Consider the following 20,363-nt stretch of genomic DNA (forward strand, 5'->3'; position numbering starts at 1 on the left):
ATGTCGAACACCGCACTTGCCCGTTTTGATCTTGCTTTGGCTCAGGCCGAGACGCCCGATCATGCCTACAAGGCTCTGAACGATCTGGTCGATGACACCGTCGGCGCAAAGCTGTTCACGATCATGTCCGTCAATATGGACGCCATGCTTGCGCGCCGCGCCTACAGCTCCGATGCCGCGAATTACCCGACCTCGGGCACGAAAGAGATCACGATAAACCGCTGGTTCGATCACGTGCACGGAAAGGGCCAAACCTTTGTTGCCAATACCTTGAACGAAATCGACACTGTGTTTCCCGATGCCGAACTGATCGGACGGCTGGGCTGCGGGTCGGTGATCAACCTACCGGTGACGCAGGACGGGCACCTTGTCGCCACGATGAACATACTGCACGAAGAGCAGTATTATACCGCCGCGCGGGTATCCTATTGCAACGAACATCTTTCAGACCCAGCGCATCGGGCTGTCCAGGCAGCACGACGGCTAGGCAGCTAGGTTGCGGTCCGGTCCTCGAAAAGGTCGATGGTTCCGGTCCAGAGCGCGCGCACGGGTGCTTTAGTCCGATTGGCCCATCCATGGGGGCGGCTCGCATCATAATGCGCGCTGTCACATTCTGCCAAGGTCAGGATTTCGTCTTCCAGCGTAATATCCAACACGCCGGTTAGAACAAAGATCGTTTCTTCGCCGGCATGGGTGACGATGTCGGATTGATACCCCGGCTCGAGCGTCATGATGAAAGACGACAATTCGCTCCCCGGGAAGGTAGCCCCCAGCCGCTCGTACCGCAGTTGCGAAGAGCCGACGACGAATTGAGGCCGGTTTCTGGCCCGACTGACGCAGTCTGTGGGTTGTGGCCTTGTAATCAGGAATTCCATGCCGACACCCAGCGCCTTCGAAATGGCCGCGAGCGTGGTGAGTGTCGGCACCGCCTTGTCGCGTTCTATGAGACTGAGATAGCCAATCGAAATGCCTGCGACCTCGGCCACATCCTGCAAAGTCAGTTCCAGCTTTTGCCGCCGGACACGGATGGTCTTTCCGATCAACAACCCATTCGCTCCGGTGATATCGTCCAAACTCACATGCCCATCCCTCTGGTTGCCTCCTGCAAAGCAGCAAGATCACGATCACCTGCACCAAGGCTGGCATCATATAGCTCCTGCGAATAGGGTTCGGCAAATGTTCCAGTGCGCAAGGCCGAAACCCCGGCCTCTTCGACAAGGCGCCCGTGGCGCAGGACACCCAGTCGGTCACACAGGAAACTGACAACCGGAAGCGAATGTGTGACCAGAACATAGGTCAGATTGCGTTCCTCTCGTATGCGAACCAGAAGGTTCAGGATCTCGGCCTGAACGCTCACATCAAGGGCAGATGTCGGTTCGTCCAGCAAAAGAAGCCTTGGTTCCAGCATCAAGGCCCGCGCAATGGCGACGCGCTGACGCTGACCACCAGAAAGTTGGTGCGGGAACCGGAAGCGGAAGCGCGGGTCAAGGCCCACATCCTGCATCATCTGTACAACGCGTTCGGCTCGATCCCGGATGCCGTGCACCTTGAGCGGCTCCAAGAGGGTGGCGTCCACCGTCCGGCGCGGGTGCAGCGACGCGTAGGGGTCCTGAAAGATCATCTGGCAATGACGCGCAAAGGCAAGGTCGATGCGCCCCTGCCGCGGCATGCCGTCCACCTCGATCTTTCCGCGCCAGTCGCGGACCATGCCGACGACGGACCGCAGGATCGTGGATTTCCCGGATCCGCTTTCCCCGACGAGCGCATAGCTTTCGCCGGGCTTTGCCGAAAAAGACACGTCCTTGACCACGTCGGTGCGCCCATAGCGCACAAAAAGATGGTCGATGCTCAGGGCCGGGGTCATTGGTCGTATTCCATGTCGCGGTCCATCACCGGAAGCACCTTGCGGGTTTCGTCCATCCGGGGCACGGCCGCCAGAAGTCCCTTCGTATAGGGGTGCGTCGCCGCGTGGAGTTGGCCGGCCTCGAGCTCTTCGACGACGCGTCCGCGATGCATGACCAGCACCCGGTCGCAATAGCGGGCCACCAGCTCCAGGTCATGACTGATCAGGATCAGCGCCATCCCATTGCCGACAATCATCGTGTCGATCAGGTCAAGCACCTGTGCCTGCACGCTGACATCCAGCGCCGAGGTCGGCTCGTCCGCGATCAGGACATCGGGCTGCGGAATAAGCATCATCGCGATCATCACCCGCTGACCCATGCCGCCAGACACTTCGTGCGGATAAAGCTTCATCACCCGGTCGGGGTCGTCAATGCGCACCTGATCCAACATGGCGCGTACCCGGGTCTTCACCTCGGTGCGGGGCAGGTTTTCATGCACCCGCAGCGCCTCGGCGATCTGGGTGCCAATGGTCATGACCGGGTTCAGCGAAAACTTGGGATCTTGCATCACCATCGAAATCCGCGCACCACGAATGTTGCGCATCTGCTTCTCGCTAAGCGCGTTCAGGTCGATCCCGTCGAAGATAAGCCTGTCCGTTTCAACCTTCGCAGGATGCTTGAGCAGGCGCAGCAGCGACCGCCCGGTCAGCGACTTGCCAGATCCGCTTTCGCCCACAATCCCCAACCGTTCGCGGCCAAGGTCGAACGACACGCCATGCACCACCTGTACCGGTCCGCGCGGTCCGGGAAAGGTCACGCGCAGGTTGCGCAGCTGCAAAAGAGGCTCAGTCATCGCCCGTCCCTCTGCCGCGGGTCGAGCACGTCGCGCAGCCCGTCCCCCAGAAAGCAGAAGCCCAAACTGACGATGATGATGGCAAAGCCGGGCATCGTGGCGACCCACCACTGATCAAGGATGAACGACCGCCCGCGCGAGATCATCGCGCCCCATTCCGGCAAGGGGGGCTGTGCGCCAAGCCCCAGGAACCCGAGCCCCGCGGCCGTCAGAATGATACCTGCCATGTCGAGCGTGACCCGAATGATGGTCGAGGACATGCAAAGCGGCAGCACATGAACCCCGATCACCCGCAGATGCGACGCGCCCTGCAACTGTACCGCCGCGATGAATTCCGAATTGCGAAATGTCAGCGTTTCCGCCCGCGCGATCCTTGCATAGGCGGGCCAGGCGGTGATGGCGATCGCGATGATGGCGTTTTGCAGGCCTGCGCCCAATGCCGCAACAAAGGCCAGAGCCATGATGAGTTTCGGCAGCGACAGGAAAACATCGGTGATCGCCATCAGGACACGGTCGGTCCAGCCGCCGAAATACCCCGCCACCGCGCCGATGATCAGCCCGATCGGCGCCGAGATCACCGCGACCATGACAACGATCAGCAACGTGATCCGCGCACCGTACAGGATACGGCTCAGAATATCGCGACCCAACTCATCGGTGCCCAGCCAGTGTTCCGCGCTTGGCGGCATCAACCGCATAGACAGGTTTTGTCCGACAGGGGTGTAGGGTGCCAGCACCGGCGCGAAAATTGCCACCACGATCAGCGTCCCAACGATCAACGCGCCAAGCACCGCCAGTGGGTTGCGGGCAAAGCTGCGCCAGATGGCATAGGCTTGTGCCGCTTGCGCTTGCCAGCGCGACGTCGGTGCATCCGCAGTCAGCCACAGTTTCAGCGGGGTCATGGCTCAGCGGCTCCTTGGATCGAGGATGCGATAGAGCACATCCGAGGTGCGGTTGATAACGATGAAGACCGTCCCGATCAGGATGGTCGCCCCCAGCACCGCGTTCATGTCGGCGGTCAGCAGCGCGGTGGTCAGATAATTGCCGATGCCCGGCCACGAGAACACGATCTCGATCATCACCGACCCTTCCAGCAACACGGCATAAGACAGGCCGATCACCGTTACCAGTTGCACTCGGATCGGGTAGAAGGCGTGTTTCCAGATCACCGCCCGTTCGCTCACTCCCTTGACACGTGCGGTCGTCACGAATTCTTGGTCCAACTGGTCCAGCATGAAAGATCGCGTCATCCGCGCGATATAGGCAAGACTGAAGAACCCCAGGATCGAGGACGGCAGGATCAGGTGCGACAGCGCATTTAGAAAGATCTGCATGTCCCCTGCCAACAGTGCGTCAAGCGTCAAAATCCCCGTGACCGTCGGAACAAGACCATCATAGAAGATGTCGAGTCGCCCTGGCCCCGCCACCCAACCGAGGCCTGCATAGAAGACGGCCAACCCGACCAGCCCCATCCAGAACGCGGGAACGGCGTATCCCAAGAGGCCCAGAACGCGGATCAGCTGATCGATCCAGCTTCCTGCCTTGGCGGCGGCAATGACGCCCATCGGCACACCCAGCACGACGCCGATCACTATCCCGAACGTCGCCATCTCGAAAGTCGCAGGGAAGAACCGGACAAGATCTTCGACAACAGGCCGCCCCGTCGATAGCGACATTCCGAAATTGCCGGTCAGCACATCGCGGACATACAGCGCAAATTGTGTAATCAGGGGTTTGTCCAAGCCCATTTGCCGGAAGGTCGCATCATAGACCTCTTGTGATGCCCTGTCGCCGACCACTGCCACAACCGGGTCGATGGGCACGATTCGTCCGATAAAAAACGTGATGGTCAGAAGACCCAGGAAGGTCATCGCCGTGACCAGAACGAACCGTCCGACCGTGCCCAAACCAGAGACAAGGCGTGGGGCACGTTCGGAATCGGGGAAAGGCGACAAAGCTGACACGTTGATCGGCCTCAATATCTGGCGTTTGTACGTATTACGAACAAAAGTTCTTTAAATGTAAAGGCGCCTTTGCTTATACTAAAATTGTTTTACTGCTGGATTTGACGAGTCTGGCAGAAACCCCGGGCCGGAACAACAGAGTCCCGCCGGGCCATCAGGTTCACAGGAGGTTCACCCGATGAACATACTCACCCGATCCATTGCGGCGGCATGCCTTGCCCTGCCGTTTGCAGGGGGCGCAGCTGTCGCTGAGACACCCCCCAACGTCCTGGTCGTGGCACAGAACATCGACGATATCGTCGCCATCGACCCGGCCCAGGCTTATGAATTCACATCCAGCGAGATCGCAACCAACGTCTATGACCGGTTGGTGCAGTATGACGCAGACGATACAACCAAACTGGTGGGCGGGCTGGCCGAAAGCTGGGACATGGACGCCGATGCCAAGACGTTGACCTTCACGCTGCGCGACGGTGTTACCTTCCATTCGGGCAATCCCGTTCGCCCCGAAGATGTGATTTTTTCGTTCAAGCGTGTGATCGAGTTGAACAAGAACCCCGCCTTCATTCTTGCGCAGCTTGGCTGGACCCCCGAAAACTTCGACGACATGGTCACGGGCGACGGCAATACCGTCACGGTAAGATACTCCGGCGATTTTTCTCCGGCTTTCGTGATGAACGTGCTTGCTGCCCGCCCCGCCTCGATCGTGGACCGCGAACTTGTCATGCAGAACGAAGTCGACGGCGATTGGGGCAATGCGTGGCTCAATCAGAACACCGCCGGATCCGGTCCATTCATGCTCGACACATACAGGTCTTCTGAACTGCTGCGCCTGTCCGCAAACAAGGACTACCACAAGGGTGCGCCCAAACTTGACTCCATCATCATCCGTCATGTCGCCGAAGCCGCGACCCAGCAGCTTTTGTTGCAACAGGGCGACGTGGACATCGCGCGCAACATGACACCCGAACAGGTGGCCAGCCTGCCTGAGGACGGATTCAAGATCGGCACCTATCCGCAGGCGACGGTTCATTTCATCTCGTACAACCTCAAGACGCCAGAGTTGAACAATCCGGCCCTGTGGGAAGCGTCGCGGTATCTGATCGACTACGGTGGTCTGACCAGCACCTTGCTGAAAGGTCAGATGGAAAAGCACCAGGCCTTCTGGCCGAAGGGCTTTCCGGGAGCGCTGGAAGACACGCCCTACAGCTACGACCCCGAAAAGGCCAAGCAGATCCTTGCCGATGGCGGTGTAGAGCTTCCGATCACGGTCGAAATGGACGTGTTCAACTTTGCCCCCTTCACCGATGTCGCGCAGTCCATTCAGGCGAGCTTTGCCGAAGCGGGGATCAACTTTGAGCTCCAGCCCGGCACCACGGCGGGCATCATCACCAAGTACCGCGCCCGCGAGCACGAGGCGATCATGTTGTACTGGGGTCCGGACTTCAACGATCCGCACTCCAACGCCAAAGCGTTCGCCTACAACGCCGACAACTCGGACGAGGCCTATATCTCGACCACCACATGGCGCAACGCGTGGGCCGTGCCGGAAGAGATGAACAAGGCGACAATGGCCGCACTGACCGAAGCCGATCCGGAAAAGCGCAACGAGATGTATCTGGAGCTGCAACGCGAGGTACAAAAGACCGCACCGTTCTTCATCATGTTCCAGGGTACGCTTCAGGTCGGCATGGCGGACAATGTCGAAAATTACGTCCACGGCGCAAGTTCGGACCTGGTTTTTTACCGTCTGGTCGAAAAAAGCTAAGCTTTTGAAACAACAAGAAAGGCCGCACAACTGGGCGGCCTTTGCCGTTTGATCTGATGGCTGTGCTACCGCTCGTCTGCAAAGATCTGCGGGTACATGTGCCGGATCGCAGCGTCGTCCATTTCCGTCTTGAACGGATGCTGTGACGGAAGCGCCAACCCCCGCTTGGCGGCGGGACGGTCGTTCAACTCGGCCATCAGGCGCGAGATATTGGTGAAACCGGCCATCGTTTCATCGTCCAGCATGAACGGAATACGCGGCGCCCAGCCCCAGATCGCCATGTCGAGGATGGTGTAGGCATCGCCCAGCATGTAGCGGCCTTTACCCAACTGGTCGTCGATGATCTTCCAATGGCGATGCGCCTCAAAGCGGTATCGCTTGATGGCGTAGGGGTCTTTGGCGAGGGCGAAATGCTGAAAATGCACCGCCTGCCCGGAATAGGGGCCGACACCCGAGGCGATGAAGAAGAGCCAGGACAAGAGCGCGCCGCGTTGATCGGGGCCGGGCATGAACTGGCCCGTCTTTTCGGCAAGGTAGAGCAAGATCGCATTGCTGTCGAAAAGCGCCACGTCACCGTCGAGGATCGCGGGAACCTTGGCGTTGGGATTGATGGCAAGGAATGCGGGCGTGTGCTGTTGGCCCAATTTGGTATCGACAGGAACGGCGCGGTAATCGAGCCCGCTTTCCTCCAGAAACAGCGCCACTTTCATCGGGTTCGGCGCAGCGTTGAAATAGAAGTCGATCATCAGTTGTCCTTTCGGGGATCAGGGCAATCCGGCCTCGACCGGCAGGCAGACGCCCGTGATTCCGGAAGCAAGGTCGGAGGCAAGAAAACAGGCAGCGCGGGCGACATCCCTTTCCGTGGCGATGCGACCAAGCGCCGTTTCGGCATTTAAGGCGGCAATGGCAACATGTACGGGAGTCCCTCCCGCCTGCCCGCGGGCCTCAATCCGACCGAATAAGGCGTCGGTCAGGATTGGGCCGGGAGCAAGTGCGTTCACCCGCGTTCCATCGCGCCCCATGTCCAAAGCCGCCGCGCGCATCAGGCCAAGAACGGCGTGTTTGGTGCTGGTATAAAGCGCCTGATCGGGATGCGCGCGGTAGCCGTTGATCGACGCCATCAACACGGCAGCGCCAAAGGGCGACTTCGCCAGTTTCGGTGCTGCGGCTTTCAGGCTGAGTGCAACGCCGCGCACGTTCAGCGCAAAGGCGCGGTCCCATTCGTCAAGGTCGAGCGAAGCAATCCGCCGCCAAGGGGGTACCAGCCCGGCATTGGCAATCAGGATGTCGAGACCGGGTAAATCAGCGACGTACGCGGTCAGCGTTGCTTCGGCTTCCGCCGCCGTCAGATCGAGTGCAAGGTGCTGCCAGTTGCCCGGCAGCGCCCCTGCTTCAAGACTGTCTGCAAGATCGACGATCGCCACGGACGCCCCTGCCCCGGCCAACATATCGGCAATCGCGCGGCCCAGACCACGCGCGCCACCGGTGACAAGGGCGGTGCGTCCGGTCAGGTCGATCATTCGATCACGATCAGGTCTTGGAAACCCGAGGTCAGTGCCTCGGCGCCACCCGGACGCGCGACGACACAATCCTCGACGCGGGCAGAGAAATCCATGTCGCGGAAGATCGACGGCTCGATGGTAAAGACCATGCCTTCCTGCACCTCGGTCGTGTCGCCCTTGGTCAGGAACGGCGGTTCGTGTACGTCCCAGCCAATGGCGTGACCCAGGCGGTGACGGAAATCCTTGCCGTAACCCGCATTCTCGATCACGTCGCGTGCGGCTTTGTCGACCTGCTCGCACGTCACTTCACCCGCTTTTAGCGCGGCGATCCCGGCGGCCTGGCTTTCCATGACCAGCTTGTGCACCAGACGCTGTTCCTCGGTCGGCGCGCCAAAGGCGATGGTACGTCCAAAGTCATAGCACATGCCATCAAGCACCGCGCCGAAATCGAAATTCACCGACACCGGCTTGTCGAGCTTGCGCGGCCAGGTGCCCAGCTTGTCGCCAAAGCGCAGCGCGTGATCGGGGCCGGAGTTGTAAAGCGACGTCGTGAACGACGGGCCAAGTGAGCCGTGGGCGCGCATCTGGTAGTCGATTTCCGAACTGATCTCCAACTCGGTCATGCCCATCTTCAGGTTTTTCACCGTCGCGGCAAAGGCTTTTTCCGTGATCTCGCCCGCGCGGCGCAGCAGGTCAATCTCGTCCTGATCCTTGATCACGCGGATCGGGCGCAGAAGTTTGGTTCCGTTGGCAAAGCGCACGCCCGGCAGCAACGCTTGCAATTCCATCAGCGCCTCGGCCTCGCCATCTTCGGACACGGCAACGGTGGCCCCTTCGCCGACACCCAGATCTTTGAGGATCCCACGGACCATCTCGACCGGATCATCCCAGTCGCCCAGCACCCGCAGATCAACGCCGGTTATCTTGCCCGCGCTGCCAAATTCGGCGGTCATGCGGGGCAAAGTCAGGATCGGTTCGCGGTCGGGCGCGATCCACATGCCTTCCAGCCAGTGACCGGGATGCAGGTTGCGGCCATAATTCGGAATGTCGCGGTGGATGCCGGTCAGGTAATCCAGATCGGTGCCAATGGGAAAGAACACCAGATCGGCTTTGCCGCCGATCATGCCCTGGAATTTCGTCATCCGGTCTTTGTAGCTGGCCACTTTGGCTCTCCTTCTATGGCGGTTGTTTCGATAAGGTGGCAGGCCGCCTGGCGTCCCGGCGCAATATCGCGCAAAACGGGACGTTCGGTGCGGCAGCGCGCTTCGGCCAAGGGGCAGCGCGGGTGGAAATGGCAGCCCTTGGGCGGGTCGATGGGTGACGGAATGTCCCCCTTGATCGGCTCATAAACCGTGCGGCGACGATCAAGGCGCGGCACGCCGTCGATCAATGCACGGGTATAGGGGTGCTGCGGATCGTTGAAGATCTGCTCGGCCGGGCCGCTTTCGACGATGCGGCCCAGATACATGACCAGGATACGGTCCGCGATATGTTCGACCACGCCAAGGTCATGGCTGATGAAGAGATAGGTCAGGCCGAACTCGTCGCGCAAATCCATGAAAAGGTTGATGATCTGTGCCTGGATCGAGACATCCAACGCCGAGACCGCCTCATCGCAGACAAGGATTTCAGGCTTCACCGCCAGCGCTCGCGCGATCCCGATGCGTTGTCTTTGACCACCCGAGAACTGGTGCGAGAACCGGTCGCGATAACTCGCGTCGATGCCGCAGCGATCCATGAGATCGGCGACATAGGCGTTCACCTCGGACGGCGACACGATGCGATGCACGCGCGGCGCTTCTCCGATCAGGTCGGATACCCGCTTGCGCGGGTTGAGGGACGAGAACGGGTCTTGGAAGATCATCTGCATCGGCAGCGGGCCGGTATTCGCATCCGGTGCCCGCCCGTTGATCTGGCCTTCGCTGGGGTCAAGCAAACCGGCAACCATCCGGCCCAAGGTGGACTTACCGCAACCCGACTCGCCCACGACGCCCAGAACCTCGCCCTTGTAGAGATCGAAGCTCACATCCTCGACCGCACGCACGACGGGACGGGGACGGGCCAGACCCAGCCGCGCCAATCCGCGAGCGACAAGATCACCGCGACCGCCGAACTGTTTGCTGACATTTTGGGCGGACAGGATCACGTTATCGGTCATGACGCCTCCCCGGTCAGGGGATGGAAACAGCGCACTGCGCGGGTGTCGCTGATTGGCTCAATGGCAGGCATCGCCTCGCAGGCGGCCGTGGCACGCGGGCAGCGGGGTGCATAGGCACATCCTTTCGGCAGATCGGTCAGCGCGGGCATGCGTCCGGGAATCTGATTGAGCCGTTTTCCCCGCGTGCCCCGTGCAGGCACGGAGTCGATCAGGCCGCGGGTGTAGGGATGGGCCGGGTTGTCGAGCACGTCGTCCACTCCTCCGATCTCCACGATGCGCCCGGCATACATGACCGCCAATCGGTCCGCGATCCCGGCAACGACGGCAAGGTCATGGGTGATCCAGATCAGCGCCGTTCCCCGGTCGCGGCACAGCCGTTGCACAAGCGCAAGGATTTGCCCCTGGATGGTCACGTCCAACGCGGTCGTCGGCTCATCCGCGATGATCAGGTCGGGGCGGTGCAAGAGGGCAATCGCGATTGCAACCCGTTGCCGCATTCCGCCAGAAAGCTGATGCGGGTAGGACCGCAGCCGGTCTTCGGGCGCGGGAATGCCCACTTCGTCCAAGGCGGCGATGGCGCGACTGCGTGCCTTGGTCTTGGTGATGGACTCGTGCGCGGAAAGAGCATCGTACATCTGCGTTTCGATGCGCAGCACCGGGTTGAGCGTCATCATCGGGTCCTGGAAGATCATCGCGATACGGCGCCCGCGCAACTGGCGCATGTCTTCTTCGCCAAGGGTCAGCACGTCCTGGCCGTGCAGCAGAACCTGACCGCCCACCACCTTGCCCGGCGGGCTGATCAAGCGATTGATCGAAAACCCGGTCAGCGATTTGCCCGATCCACTTTCGCCCACAAGGCCCAGGATCTCGCCAGTGTTCACAGTCAGGGACACGCCCTGCAGGGCGGCGATCGTGCCAGAAGGTGAAACAAACGACGTATCCAGGTCGCGCACGTCAAGTACTGCTGTCATGCTCTGCCCCTTCACAGTCGCGGATTGAGAACATCGCGCAGGCGGTCGCCCAACACGTTGGCGCTGATGATGATGGCCAGCAGAACCAGCCCCGGCAGGACGCTGATCCAGTAGCGCCCGGATTGCAGGTAGTCGAACCCGTTCGCGATCAGCAGGCCAAGAGAGGGCCGCGTCGGCGGCAGGCCAAGACCGAGGAAGGACAGCGTTGCCTCCAGCGAAATGGCCATCGCCATCTGCATGGTCGCGACGACCAGCATCGTGGGCAGGCAGTTGGGCAGGATATGACCCAGCAGGATGCGCAGGCCTCCCAGCCGCAGCCCACGCGCCGCATCGACATACTCGCGTGCGCCTTCCACCAAAGCTACACCGCGAACCGTACGGGCGAAGTAGGCCCACTGTACGACAACCAGAGCAAAGATGATCTTGTCGACCCCGCGCCCGAGGATCACCAGAAGGATCAGCGCGACGAGGATGGTTGGGAAGCTGAGTTGCAGATCAACGATCCGCATCAGCAGCGTGTCTACCCAACCGCGCCGGTAAGCGGCGACGAGACCCACCATCGTGCCGAATATCAACGCCAGAAACCCCGACAGCAGACCAACGATCAACGAAATGCGGATGCCGTACAGCATCGCGCTCAGCATGTCGCGGCCCTGCCCGTCCGTGCCGAGCCAATAGGTCATGCCGGTAAAGCTCTGGCTGCCGGGAGGCAGGAGGCTGTCAAGGATGTCGACCTGACGCAAATCATAGGGGTTTTGCGGCGCGATCAGCGGCGCGCCGAAGCCCAGAAGGCAGAAGCCAAGGAAAACCGCCAAAGCGATGACCGCGCTGGGGACGGACATGAACCGCTTGGCGAGATCGCGCGGCGATCCGGCGACGATGGGGACAGAAGATGTCAGGCTCATGTTGGGCTGTCCCCCAGCCGCACGCGCGGGTCGAGGATGGAATAGAGGATGTCGACCAGCAGGTTCAGGATCACGAACATGAAGACGACGAAGATCAGGTATGCCACGATCAGGGGTCGGTCCAGCACGCCAATGGCGTCGATCAGCATCTTGCCGACGCCTGGCCAGCTGAAGATCGACTCGACCACCACGGCAAAGGCGATGACACCGCCAAACTCCATGCCAAGGACGGTGACAATGGGGATGAGGATGTTCTTCATCACATGGGCCGAGAGGATGCGCCGTTCGCGAATGCCGTTTGCGCGGGCAAACTTGATGTAGTCGGCAAAGAGCACTTCGCGCATGCCCGCACGGGTCAGGCGAATGACCATCGCCATCATGATGAGCGACAGCGTGAAGGCAGGCATGGCGAGGTGATGCAGACCGTTCAGCGTCAGAAAGCTGAACTCGGTGCCGAACACCTCGACCGTGTCGCCCCGCCCGATGGAGGGCATCCAGCCAAGCTGGACGGAGAAAACGAGGATCATGATGAGACCGATCCAGAAGACCGGAAGCGAAAAGCCGATCATGGAAAATGCCATGATGCAGCGGCTTGAAAACGCCTCGGGCTTCAACCCTGCCCGCATCCCCAAAGGCAGGCCGATCACCAGCGCCAGAACCAAAGCGGCAAAAGCCAGTTCCAGCGTTGCGGGCAACCGTTCAAAGATCAGCGAGAGGGCGGGGATTCCGTGAGTGAATGAGTTGCCCAGATCGCCTTGGAGCAGGTTTCCCAGAAACACGAGGTACTGTTCCCAGACAGGTCGGTCGAGGCCAAGATCGGCGATGATCTTGGTCAGGCAGGCTTGATCGCATTCGGACGAGGCGAAGATGTAGACCGGGTTGCCGATCACATTGACGCCGAAGAACACCAGCACGGTCATCACAAGCAGCACAAGCAGCGCCTGCAAGACACGTTTGATGATGAATTCAGCCATCGGTTCTTCGCCTCGTCCGCTGTTCTACGCTTAGTCGACCCGCGACACTTCGGTCGCGAGCGTGCGCTCGTTTGTGCGCGGCTGGTGTTCAAGACCGGCTTTCATCGCCCAGTTGTTCACCTGGAAGTGGATCGGGATGTAGGCATAGTCTTCCATGCCAATGGTGATCGCCTCTTGCAGGATCGCCAACCGGGTTTCCGGGTCGATGGTGCGCTTGGCCAGAACCGACCGCGCGTCGATCTCGGGGTTGGAGTAGCGTCCGAAATTGCCGTTCCCGCCACCCGTTGCCGCGTTGTAGGTTTCCAGCGTTCCCGAGACTGTATAGGTCGCCTCACCTGCTACGGTACCCCAGCCTGTCATTGACATCGAAAACTCGGGCACATCGAATCCAGGCATGGACAGCTCATCGCCCCGGATCAGCCGCGAAAAGAAGATGTTGCGCGGCATGGCGTCGACTTCGGTGGTGATGCCGACACGGCTCCACATCTGGGCGACCGCTTCGAGGATGCGGGCGTCGTTTATGTAGCGGTCGTTCGGGCCGTGAAGGGTGATGCGGAAGCCGTCACCATAGCCTGCCTCGTTCAGCAGCGCCTGCGCCTGTTCCGGATCGTAGGGGTCGGCCTCGAGACCCTCTACATAGCCGAAAAAGCCCGGCGGCACGATGTTCTTGGCAGGCAGCGATGCGCCACCCATCACGCGATCCCGGATCGCTTCGCGGTTGACGGCAAGGCTCAGCGCCTTGCGCACACGCCAGTCGCGCATCGGGTTCGGAACCATGACGTTGCCGTCATTGTCGGTGATGAACCGCTCGACGTGCTTGTAGCCGGGCATGAGATAGATCAGCCGGTCCGACGAGATGGTCGACACGGTGAAATCCGGGTCTTCCTGCAATTGCGGAAGGTCGATGGTGGGCGGATAGTCGATCATGTCGACATCGCCATTCAAAAGCGCGGCAAGGCGGGACGCATCCTGTGTAATCGGGCGGAACACCACCTGATCCCATTCAACTTCACCACCCCACCAGTTGGGGTTCTTCTTTACCGTCACGCGGTTGCCGGGGCTATATTCCTCGAACAGGAATGGGCCGGTGCCGATTGCGGCCTGACCGCTGTTGAAATCGACCGACTCGGTCACACCGCGGGCGGCGTGTTCGGCGACAATGGGCAACATGGCAAGGTCTTCGGCCACGGTCGGATAGGGGCCATCAGTGGTGATGTGGATGGTATAGTCATCCACCTTGGTCCACTGTTTCGATCCCTTTTCAAGTTGGAAGGCGGGCGAAGCTGGAGCGCCCGAAATCCCCCCACGCAGGCGGTCAAAGGTGAAAATCACGTCATCGGCGTTGAACGCCTCGCCATCGTGCCACTGGACACCTTCGCGCAGTTTGAATTCCCACGTCGTGTCATCCAGCGGTTGCCAGCTTGCGGCAAGACCGGGGATCGGCTGGGACGCGGAGTCAAGCGCGACGAGTTTTTCGAAGATGTGTTCCTGCACCTGCACGTCAGCAGAAAGCTGGGTCCAGTGTGGGTCCAATGAGCTCGCTTCGGACCGGACACCGATGGTGAGCACTTCTTGCGCGGCGACGGGCATGGCCAGCATGACCGCGGCACACAGAAGGCCGGGCTTCCAGAATTTCATGAGAATGTCCTCCTTGTTGGATAGAACAGACATCGAGACGGTCCTGACGCGATGCCAGTCAGCTTGTTTTTATGACAGTAAAAACTTTTTACTTTCGATTCGAGACTCTGTCTAACAAATTTTACTATGCGAACGGATGTTCGCCAAATAAAACATCAAAGACCACCAATGCAGGTGTATTTTGTCTCGAGATAGTCATCGAGGCCCTGCCAGCTGCCTTCTTTGCCAAGGCCGGATTCCTTCAACCCGCCAAACGGAACCTCTGGGGTCACGATCAGCACCTCGTTGATTCCGATCAGCCCGTACTCCAGTTGGTCCTGAAGCCGGAACGCCCGTCCAAGATCGCGGGTATAAGCGTAGGCCGCGAGGCCGTATTCCGTATCATTGGCCATGCGGATCGCATCGTCTTCCGAGTCGAACCGATAGACCGGGGCGACAGGACCAAAGATCTCTTCCCGTGTGACCCGCATGGTCTCGTTTGCCTCGGCGATGACAGTCGGCTCGAAGAACAGACCGCCGCGCGGATGGCGGTTTCCGCCCGTGCGCACGATACCGCCATTGGCGACCGCATCGGCAATCAGCTCCTCGGTCTTTTCGATCGCCGTCATGTCGATCATCGGACCCTGCTCTGCCCCGTCATCAGACCCGGGCGCTACCTTGAGAGCGGCGGCGCGCTTTGAGAGCCGCTCGACGAAGTCATCATAGATGCCAGCCTGCACGAACACCCGGTTGGAACAGATGCAGGTCTGGCCGGCATTGCGGAACTTGGCAATCATTGCGCCGTCGACCGCACGGTCGAGATCGGCGTCGTCAAAGACGATGAAGGGCGCGTTGCCACCCAACTCCATCGACACCTTCTTGACCGTTTCCGCCGCCCCCCTGATCAGTTGCTTTCCAATCTCGGTGGACCCGGTGAAGGTCAGCTTTCGCACCGCCGGGTTTTTCAGAATCTCGTTGCCAATTTCGCGGGCGGATCCCGTCAAGATGTTCACGACGCCCGGCGCGAAGCCTGCACGTTCTGCCAACAGCCCCCAGACCAAACCGCTATAAGGCGTGGCCGTTGCGGGCTTGACCACCGCCGTACACCCAGCCGCCAGGGCCGGGCCAAGTTTGCGGGCCAGCATGGAAGACGGGAAATTCCACGGCGTGATGGCGGCAACAACACCGATGGGATGTCGTGTCGTCAAGAGTTTGCGGTTTGGCCAAGGCGACGGGATGACCGCTCCCCCGGCCCGGCGCGCCTCTTCTGCGAACCACAGAACATAGGCCGCCGACGACATGACCTCGCCCCGCGCCTCGGCCAGGGGTTTGCCCTGTTCCGCGGTCAGCAGCGCAGCAAGCGCATCAACATTGTCCACGATCTGCCGGTGCAGATTGCGCAGCAGCTGCGTGCGCTCGGTCACACTCGTTGCGGAATAGGCCGGGAACGCCTTTTCCGCCGCGGCAATGGCGCGGGCCGTTTCCGCCGCGCCGGAATTGGGGACGTGACCTATGACCTTGCCGCTGGCCGGATCGGTCACGTTGATTTGCCCGCCAGTGTCGGACGAAACCCACTCCCCGTCGATCAAATTGGCTTCTTTCAGGAACTCGGAATAGATCATCGTACACTCCATTTTCGAACTATTGTTCGTATAGCGCACACATGAACGACCAGCAATTGGCAAAATTTCAAAGCGCGAATGCGTGAAGGTCGATCTCGGGCGTCTGCCCAAGCGCCAGCGCCGCGATCGCCTCGGATACAGCAGGGGCCGCGGTAAAGCCCATCCAGGGAAAGAGGTTCAGGAAGAACCCGGGCACATCCGGGACTTCGCCAAGGATGGGACGCCAATCGGGCGTGCCATTGACCATCGCCGCCCAGCTACGGACAATGTCGACCCCGTGCAGGGCCGGCACAACATCTTGCGCAATCGAAAGGTTGCGAATCATCGACCGGTGATCGACGACCGGATGCCCCTTGAGCCGGGCAGGCCATCCGCCGCCGATCAGAAAACCGCCTTCTAAAGCCTGCTTCAGGGTCAGCTTTTCTCCGGTAAAATACAGCAGGTAGGGCAAGGTGGGAGGTCGTTTCTCCGTGACGGCGACCTGGATCGCATGCGCCTCGATTTCGACCTGGATACCAAGCATGGCCGACACCCGCGACGCGTCCGAGCCCGCGGCGTTGACCACGCGGTGAGCCGCGATATCGCCCTGGCTGGTCCGCAGCAAAAAGTCTCTATTGTCGCGTTTGATGGCTGTTACCTCAGCGTTTCGGCGCAGATCCAGCCCCATCTCGACTGCGCGCCGTGCATATAAAGGTGCCACGGTGAACGGATCGGCTTTCCCTTCGATCGGGCAAAACGCACCAAGGGACATGCCGTCTGCAAGAAACGGCGCATTCCGGGCAAGCGTATCCTTGTCCCAAAGGTCGACCTCGAGCCCAGCCTGTCGTTCTATTGCCACCTTGTCTCGAAGAGCCGCGCAATCCGTATCGGAGGCGGCCACCATCAAGCCGCCTTTGACCGACAGGCCGATGCGCCCTTGCAACTCATCTTCAAGCGCACCCCATTTTCGGATTGAGGCCTGAAATAGGGGTAAGGTGGCCGCATAGCGACGCGCCCAATCAGCGCCAAGGTTGCGAAAAGGATCAAAGGGGATCTGTGCATGGATCGAACCCGCGTTCGACCCCGATGCCCCAAGGTTCAGATCGCGGCGCTCAAGCAGAAGAACGGATGCGCCCTGCTTGCAGGCGTAATATGCTGTCGAGGCCCCGGCAAGCCCGCCGCCGATAATGGCAAGGTCATAGTGCGGCATCGCTTGAAAACCCCGTTGAGTCGCGTCATATGTTCGTTATACTAACTTTTGTACGCATGATGAACAGTCTGTGAAACTGATCTAACAGGAGTTTTCTGCCGATGTCGCACCTGCCCGTGGCCGCCAGCACCTTTCCCTTTCTCTATTCCTCAAGCGGTCTTGACTCGCTCAAGCACCTCAACGGGATGGGATACAAAGACTTTGAACTGATGATCTTTCCGCCGCATTGCTGGCCTTCGCAATTGTCTGGCGATCAGCGCAAGGAATACAAGGCGTGGCTCGAGGGTGAAGGCACCCGGATCACCTCCTTCTGCTATCCTCTGATCGACAACAACCCCAACTCGCCCGACCCGCATATGCGGCAATATACATTGGACCGCTATTTTGAAGCGATTGATTTCGCGGCTGAGTTGAAATGCCCTTACGTGGTGATGATCCCCGGCGTCTATGGCGGGCTGATCGATCCGCCCAAGGAATGGCTGGACGAATGGTTCGTCGAGTCCGCCAAAAAGGTCGTCGCCCATGCCAAGGGAACGGGTGTGCGCATCCTTCTGGAAAACGTCCCCTTCACCCATCGCCCGTCGGTTCAGGACATGGTGGACCTGTGCGGCATGATCGGGGACATTGGCGTCAACTACGATGTGTGCAATGGCGTCTATATCAAGGAAGATGCGGGCGACGCGATCCGGTTGCTGGGCGATCTGTGCGAGAACGTGCATATTTCCGACAGCCCTGCGGATGTGTTCAAGCACGAACGGCTTGGCACCGGCATCGTGAATGTCGCCCCGGTGGCGCAGGCACTGAAGGATATCGGCTACGACAAGCTGACAGTACTTGAAATGATCTCGGACGCGAACCTGCCCGGGACCGACCCGGATGGCGATATCCGCGCCAGCCATGATATTCTGGCCCAGCACGGCTGGGCGGCCCTCTGAGTCAATAAAGGACACGATATGAAACAGTTTCGCGGGAGTCACTCTGTCAACGTGACCCCCTTCACCGCCGATGGCAGCGCCATCGATCTCGAAGCCAACCGCCGGCTGATCGACTGGCAGATCTCGCAGGGCGTTCCAGGGGTCATCATCCTTGGCACCACCGGGGAATTCCTGACCGTGTCGGACGCCGAGCGCGCCGCTTTTGTCGAAGACACCGTGGCGCATGTGAACGGGCGCATCGCCGTCTGGGTCGGCGCGTCGAACGCCTACAGCGTCAACGCCGCCCGCTATGCACGCGAGGCGGAAGCGGCCGGCGCGGACGGGTTGATGATCATCCCGCCCTATTACTACACGCCCACCGAGGACGAGATCGTCGGCTACTACGACATGATCACCCGGACCTGCGATCTGCCGATCATGCTCTACAACAACCCGGTCACGTCGAATGTCGACATGTCCGCCAAGCTGGTTGGCCGACTGACCCGTGAGTTCGACACAGTGCGCTATATCAAGGAAGCGTCGATGGACGTCGCCCGCGTCTATGACATTGTCGAGGAAACCGAAGGCGTGATGAACGTCTTTGCCGGTGAGCGGATCGTCGAGTCTTTCCTTCTGGGCGCCGTCGGGTACGTGAACCCGTTCGGCAATTACATCCCGCGCGCGTCGACCCGGATCTGGGACTTGCTCGAGGCCGGCCGTATCGAGGATGCGAAGGCGATTCAGCGCCACATCACCATCATCGAGCACACCATCGCCGAAGGACATCCGACCTATGGGCACCAGTGTTATTCCAAGGCCCTGGCTGCCGAGGCAGGGTGCCCGGTCGGCGACGTCCGTCCGCCACTGACGCAGTTCGCGTCCTTGGGTGAAGAAGGCCGCGAGCGCGCGGCAAAGCTCAAAGCGATCATGACCGAACTTGATCAATTGATGGACGACTTGGAAAGCAAGGCCGCATGAGCGACATCCCCCCCCTCTTCACTCCGTTCACGGTTCGCGGCACGACCTTTCCCAATCGCATCACACTGGCACCGATGTGCCAGTACCAGGCCGATGACGGGCATCCGAACGATTGGCACATCGCACATCACGGGCGCTACGCGACCTCGGGGATCGGCTGCGCCATTGTCGAGGCGACGGGTATCAGCGCCGAAGGGCGGATCAGCCCCGGTTGCACTGGCATCTATTCAGACAGCCATGTCGAGGCGTGGAAGCCGATTACGGCGCTTTACCGCAAGCAGGGCATCCCGATCTTCATGCAGATCAACCATGCCGGGCCAAAGGCATCGACGATGCGGCCATGGGATGGCGGTGGGCCGCTTGATCCCGCCAGCGACGAAAAGCCTTGGCAGACCGTTGCGCCTTCAGCGATTCCGGCGCGCGACGGGTGGCACACGCCCCGTGCGCTCGAGATGTCGGAAATGGCGGGGATCGCCGAGGATTTCGCGCAAGCTGCCAAGCAGGCGCTCGCCGCCGGGTTCGATGGCGTGCAGATTCACGGCGCTCACGGCTATCTACTGCACAGCTTCATGTCGCCCTGGTCGAACCGACGCGACGACGCCTATGGTGGACCCGCCGAGAACCGGATGCGGTTGCCTGTCGAAGTGGCGCGCGCGGTCCGTGCCGCTGTACCGGACGATGTGCCGGTGATGTACCGCGCGTCCTGCGTCGATGGCGAAGGCGGAGGTCTCACCCTGGAGGATACGGTCGCCTTGGCGAAAGAGCTGAAGACGGCCGGGATCGACCTATTCGATGCGTCAGGCGGCGGGATTCCTGCCGGGATGCGATTGGCGCAGATGAAGACGGGACCGGGCTTTCAAGTGCCCTATGCCGAACGCGTCAAGACCGAAACAGGCTTGCCGACAATGGCCGTAGGCATGATTACAGAACCCGAGCTAGCCAACAGCATCATTGCCGAAGGCAAGGCCGACATGGTGGCGATGGCCCGTCAGATGCTGCGCGAACCCGCGTGGCCTTATCGCGCGGCGCAGGAACTCGGGCATCCAAACCCGCCGTCGATCCTGCCGAAACTCTATGCATTCTACTTGCGGATCGCGGCATGAC

At 60.5% G+C, this 20,363-nt stretch carries 20 protein-coding genes; 5 read left to right on the forward strand and 15 right to left on the reverse strand.

Features of this window, described 5'->3' with window-relative positions; translation table 11 throughout:
• A complete protein-coding gene (locus tag LCF60_RS12985; RefSeq protein WP_292292287.1) occupies window positions 1-495 on the forward strand; it encodes a GAF domain-containing protein in 495 nt (164 codons plus the stop codon).
• Here LCF60_RS12985 and LCF60_RS12990 read toward each other — a convergent pair.
• The 5 genes from LCF60_RS12990 to LCF60_RS13010 are packed head-to-tail and all read right to left on the reverse strand — an operon-like array spanning window position 492 to window position 4,568.
• A complete protein-coding gene (locus LCF60_RS12990; RefSeq protein WP_292292288.1) occupies window positions 492-1,079 on the reverse strand; it encodes an XRE family transcriptional regulator in 588 nt (195 codons plus the stop codon). The two genes, LCF60_RS12985 and LCF60_RS12990, sit on opposite strands and share 4 nt — an antisense overlap.
• On the reverse strand, window positions 1,076-1,864 hold the full coding sequence (locus tag LCF60_RS12995) for an ABC transporter ATP-binding protein (protein WP_292292289.1): 789 nt from the start codon (window positions 1,862-1,864) through the stop codon (window positions 1,076-1,078). Before LCF60_RS12995 ends, LCF60_RS12990 begins: the two co-directional genes overlap by 4 nt.
• Window positions 1,861-2,697 carry an ABC transporter ATP-binding protein gene (locus tag LCF60_RS13000; RefSeq protein WP_292292291.1) on the reverse strand — a complete coding sequence of 279 codons (837 nt, stop codon included), beginning with the start codon at window positions 2,695-2,697 and terminating at the stop codon, window positions 1,861-1,863. Before LCF60_RS13000 ends, LCF60_RS12995 begins: the two co-directional genes overlap by 4 nt.
• A complete protein-coding gene (locus LCF60_RS13005) occupies window positions 2,694-3,599 on the reverse strand; it encodes an ABC transporter permease (protein WP_292292292.1) in 906 nt (301 codons plus the stop codon). Before LCF60_RS13005 ends, LCF60_RS13000 begins: the two co-directional genes overlap by 4 nt.
• A 3-nt stretch (window positions 3,600-3,602) precedes the next feature.
• Window positions 3,603-4,568, reverse strand: coding sequence for an ABC transporter permease (locus LCF60_RS13010; RefSeq protein WP_363318415.1), 966 nt, complete (start codon window positions 4,566-4,568; stop codon window positions 3,603-3,605).
• Window positions 4,569-4,839: 271 nt separating this feature from the next.
• On the opposite strand from LCF60_RS13010, the gene LCF60_RS13015 reads away from it, so the two are divergent.
• Entirely contained in the window at window positions 4,840-6,429 is a 1,590-nt protein-coding gene (locus LCF60_RS13015) for an ABC transporter substrate-binding protein (protein ID WP_292292295.1), read from the forward strand.
• A gap of 65 nt (window positions 6,430-6,494) precedes the next feature.
• Here LCF60_RS13015 and LCF60_RS13020 read toward each other — a convergent pair whose 3' ends face one another.
• From LCF60_RS13020 to LCF60_RS13065, 10 genes are all read right to left on the reverse strand, one after another.
• Window positions 6,495-7,175, reverse strand: coding sequence for a glutathione S-transferase N-terminal domain-containing protein (locus LCF60_RS13020; RefSeq protein WP_292292296.1), 681 nt, complete (start codon window positions 7,173-7,175; stop codon window positions 6,495-6,497).
• An 18-nt stretch (window positions 7,176-7,193) separates the two neighbouring features.
• Window positions 7,194-7,949: an SDR family oxidoreductase gene (locus tag LCF60_RS13025; RefSeq protein ID WP_292292297.1), complete on the reverse strand. Its 756-nt coding sequence runs from the start codon at window positions 7,947-7,949 to the stop codon at window positions 7,194-7,196.
• Complete coding sequence (locus LCF60_RS13030) at window positions 7,946-9,094, reverse strand: Xaa-Pro peptidase family protein (RefSeq protein WP_292292298.1); 1,149 nt, start codon at window positions 9,092-9,094, stop codon at window positions 7,946-7,948. The genes LCF60_RS13025 and LCF60_RS13030 overlap by 4 nt, the downstream gene beginning before the upstream one ends.
• On the reverse strand, window positions 9,070-10,089 hold the full coding sequence (locus LCF60_RS13035) for an oligopeptide/dipeptide ABC transporter ATP-binding protein (protein WP_292292300.1): 1,020 nt from the start codon (window positions 10,087-10,089) through the stop codon (window positions 9,070-9,072). Before LCF60_RS13035 ends, LCF60_RS13030 begins: the two co-directional genes overlap by 25 nt.
• Window positions 10,086-11,060, reverse strand: a complete 975-nt coding sequence (locus tag LCF60_RS13040; protein ID WP_292292302.1) for an ABC transporter ATP-binding protein — start codon at window positions 11,058-11,060, stop codon at window positions 10,086-10,088. Before LCF60_RS13040 ends, LCF60_RS13035 begins: the two co-directional genes overlap by 4 nt.
• An 11-nt stretch (window positions 11,061-11,071) precedes the next feature.
• Complete coding sequence (locus tag LCF60_RS13045; RefSeq protein WP_292292304.1) at window positions 11,072-11,965, reverse strand: ABC transporter permease; 894 nt, start codon at window positions 11,963-11,965, stop codon at window positions 11,072-11,074.
• Window positions 11,962-12,939 (reverse strand): ABC transporter permease, encoded by a 978-nt coding sequence (locus LCF60_RS13050; protein ID WP_292292305.1) that lies wholly within the window; start codon window positions 12,937-12,939, stop codon window positions 11,962-11,964. Before LCF60_RS13050 ends, LCF60_RS13045 begins: the two co-directional genes overlap by 4 nt.
• Window positions 12,940-12,969: 30 nt before the next feature.
• Window positions 12,970-14,577: an ABC transporter substrate-binding protein gene (locus tag LCF60_RS13055; protein ID WP_292292306.1), complete on the reverse strand. Its 1,608-nt coding sequence runs from the start codon at window positions 14,575-14,577 to the stop codon at window positions 12,970-12,972.
• Window positions 14,578-14,732: 155 nt separating this feature from the next.
• Entirely contained in the window at window positions 14,733-16,178 is a 1,446-nt protein-coding gene (locus tag LCF60_RS13060) for an NAD-dependent succinate-semialdehyde dehydrogenase (protein WP_292292307.1), read from the reverse strand.
• Window positions 16,179-16,245: 67 nt separating this feature from the next.
• Window positions 16,246-17,367: an FAD-binding oxidoreductase gene (locus LCF60_RS13065; RefSeq protein WP_292292308.1), complete on the reverse strand. Its 1,122-nt coding sequence runs from the start codon at window positions 17,365-17,367 to the stop codon at window positions 16,246-16,248.
• A 101-nt stretch (window positions 17,368-17,468) separates the two neighbouring features.
• On the opposite strand from LCF60_RS13065, the gene LCF60_RS13070 reads away from it, so the two are divergent.
• Genes LCF60_RS13070 through LCF60_RS13080 form a run of 3 tightly spaced genes read left to right on the forward strand, consistent with a single transcriptional unit; the run spans window position 17,469 to window position 20,362 of the window.
• Entirely contained in the window at window positions 17,469-18,302 is an 834-nt protein-coding gene (locus LCF60_RS13070; protein WP_292292309.1) for a sugar phosphate isomerase/epimerase family protein, read from the forward strand.
• 18 nt (window positions 18,303-18,320) lie between these two features.
• Window positions 18,321-19,259, forward strand: a complete 939-nt coding sequence (locus tag LCF60_RS13075; protein ID WP_292292310.1) for a dihydrodipicolinate synthase family protein — start codon at window positions 18,321-18,323, stop codon at window positions 19,257-19,259.
• A complete protein-coding gene (locus LCF60_RS13080) occupies window positions 19,256-20,362 on the forward strand; it encodes an NADH:flavin oxidoreductase/NADH oxidase (protein ID WP_292292311.1) in 1,107 nt (368 codons plus the stop codon). Before LCF60_RS13075 ends, LCF60_RS13080 begins: the two co-directional genes overlap by 4 nt.
• Window position 20,363 lies beyond the last annotated feature (1 nt).

The organism is Marivita sp. (assembly GCF_020055635.1).
GTDB lineage: Bacteria > Pseudomonadota > Alphaproteobacteria > Rhodobacterales > Rhodobacteraceae > Marivita.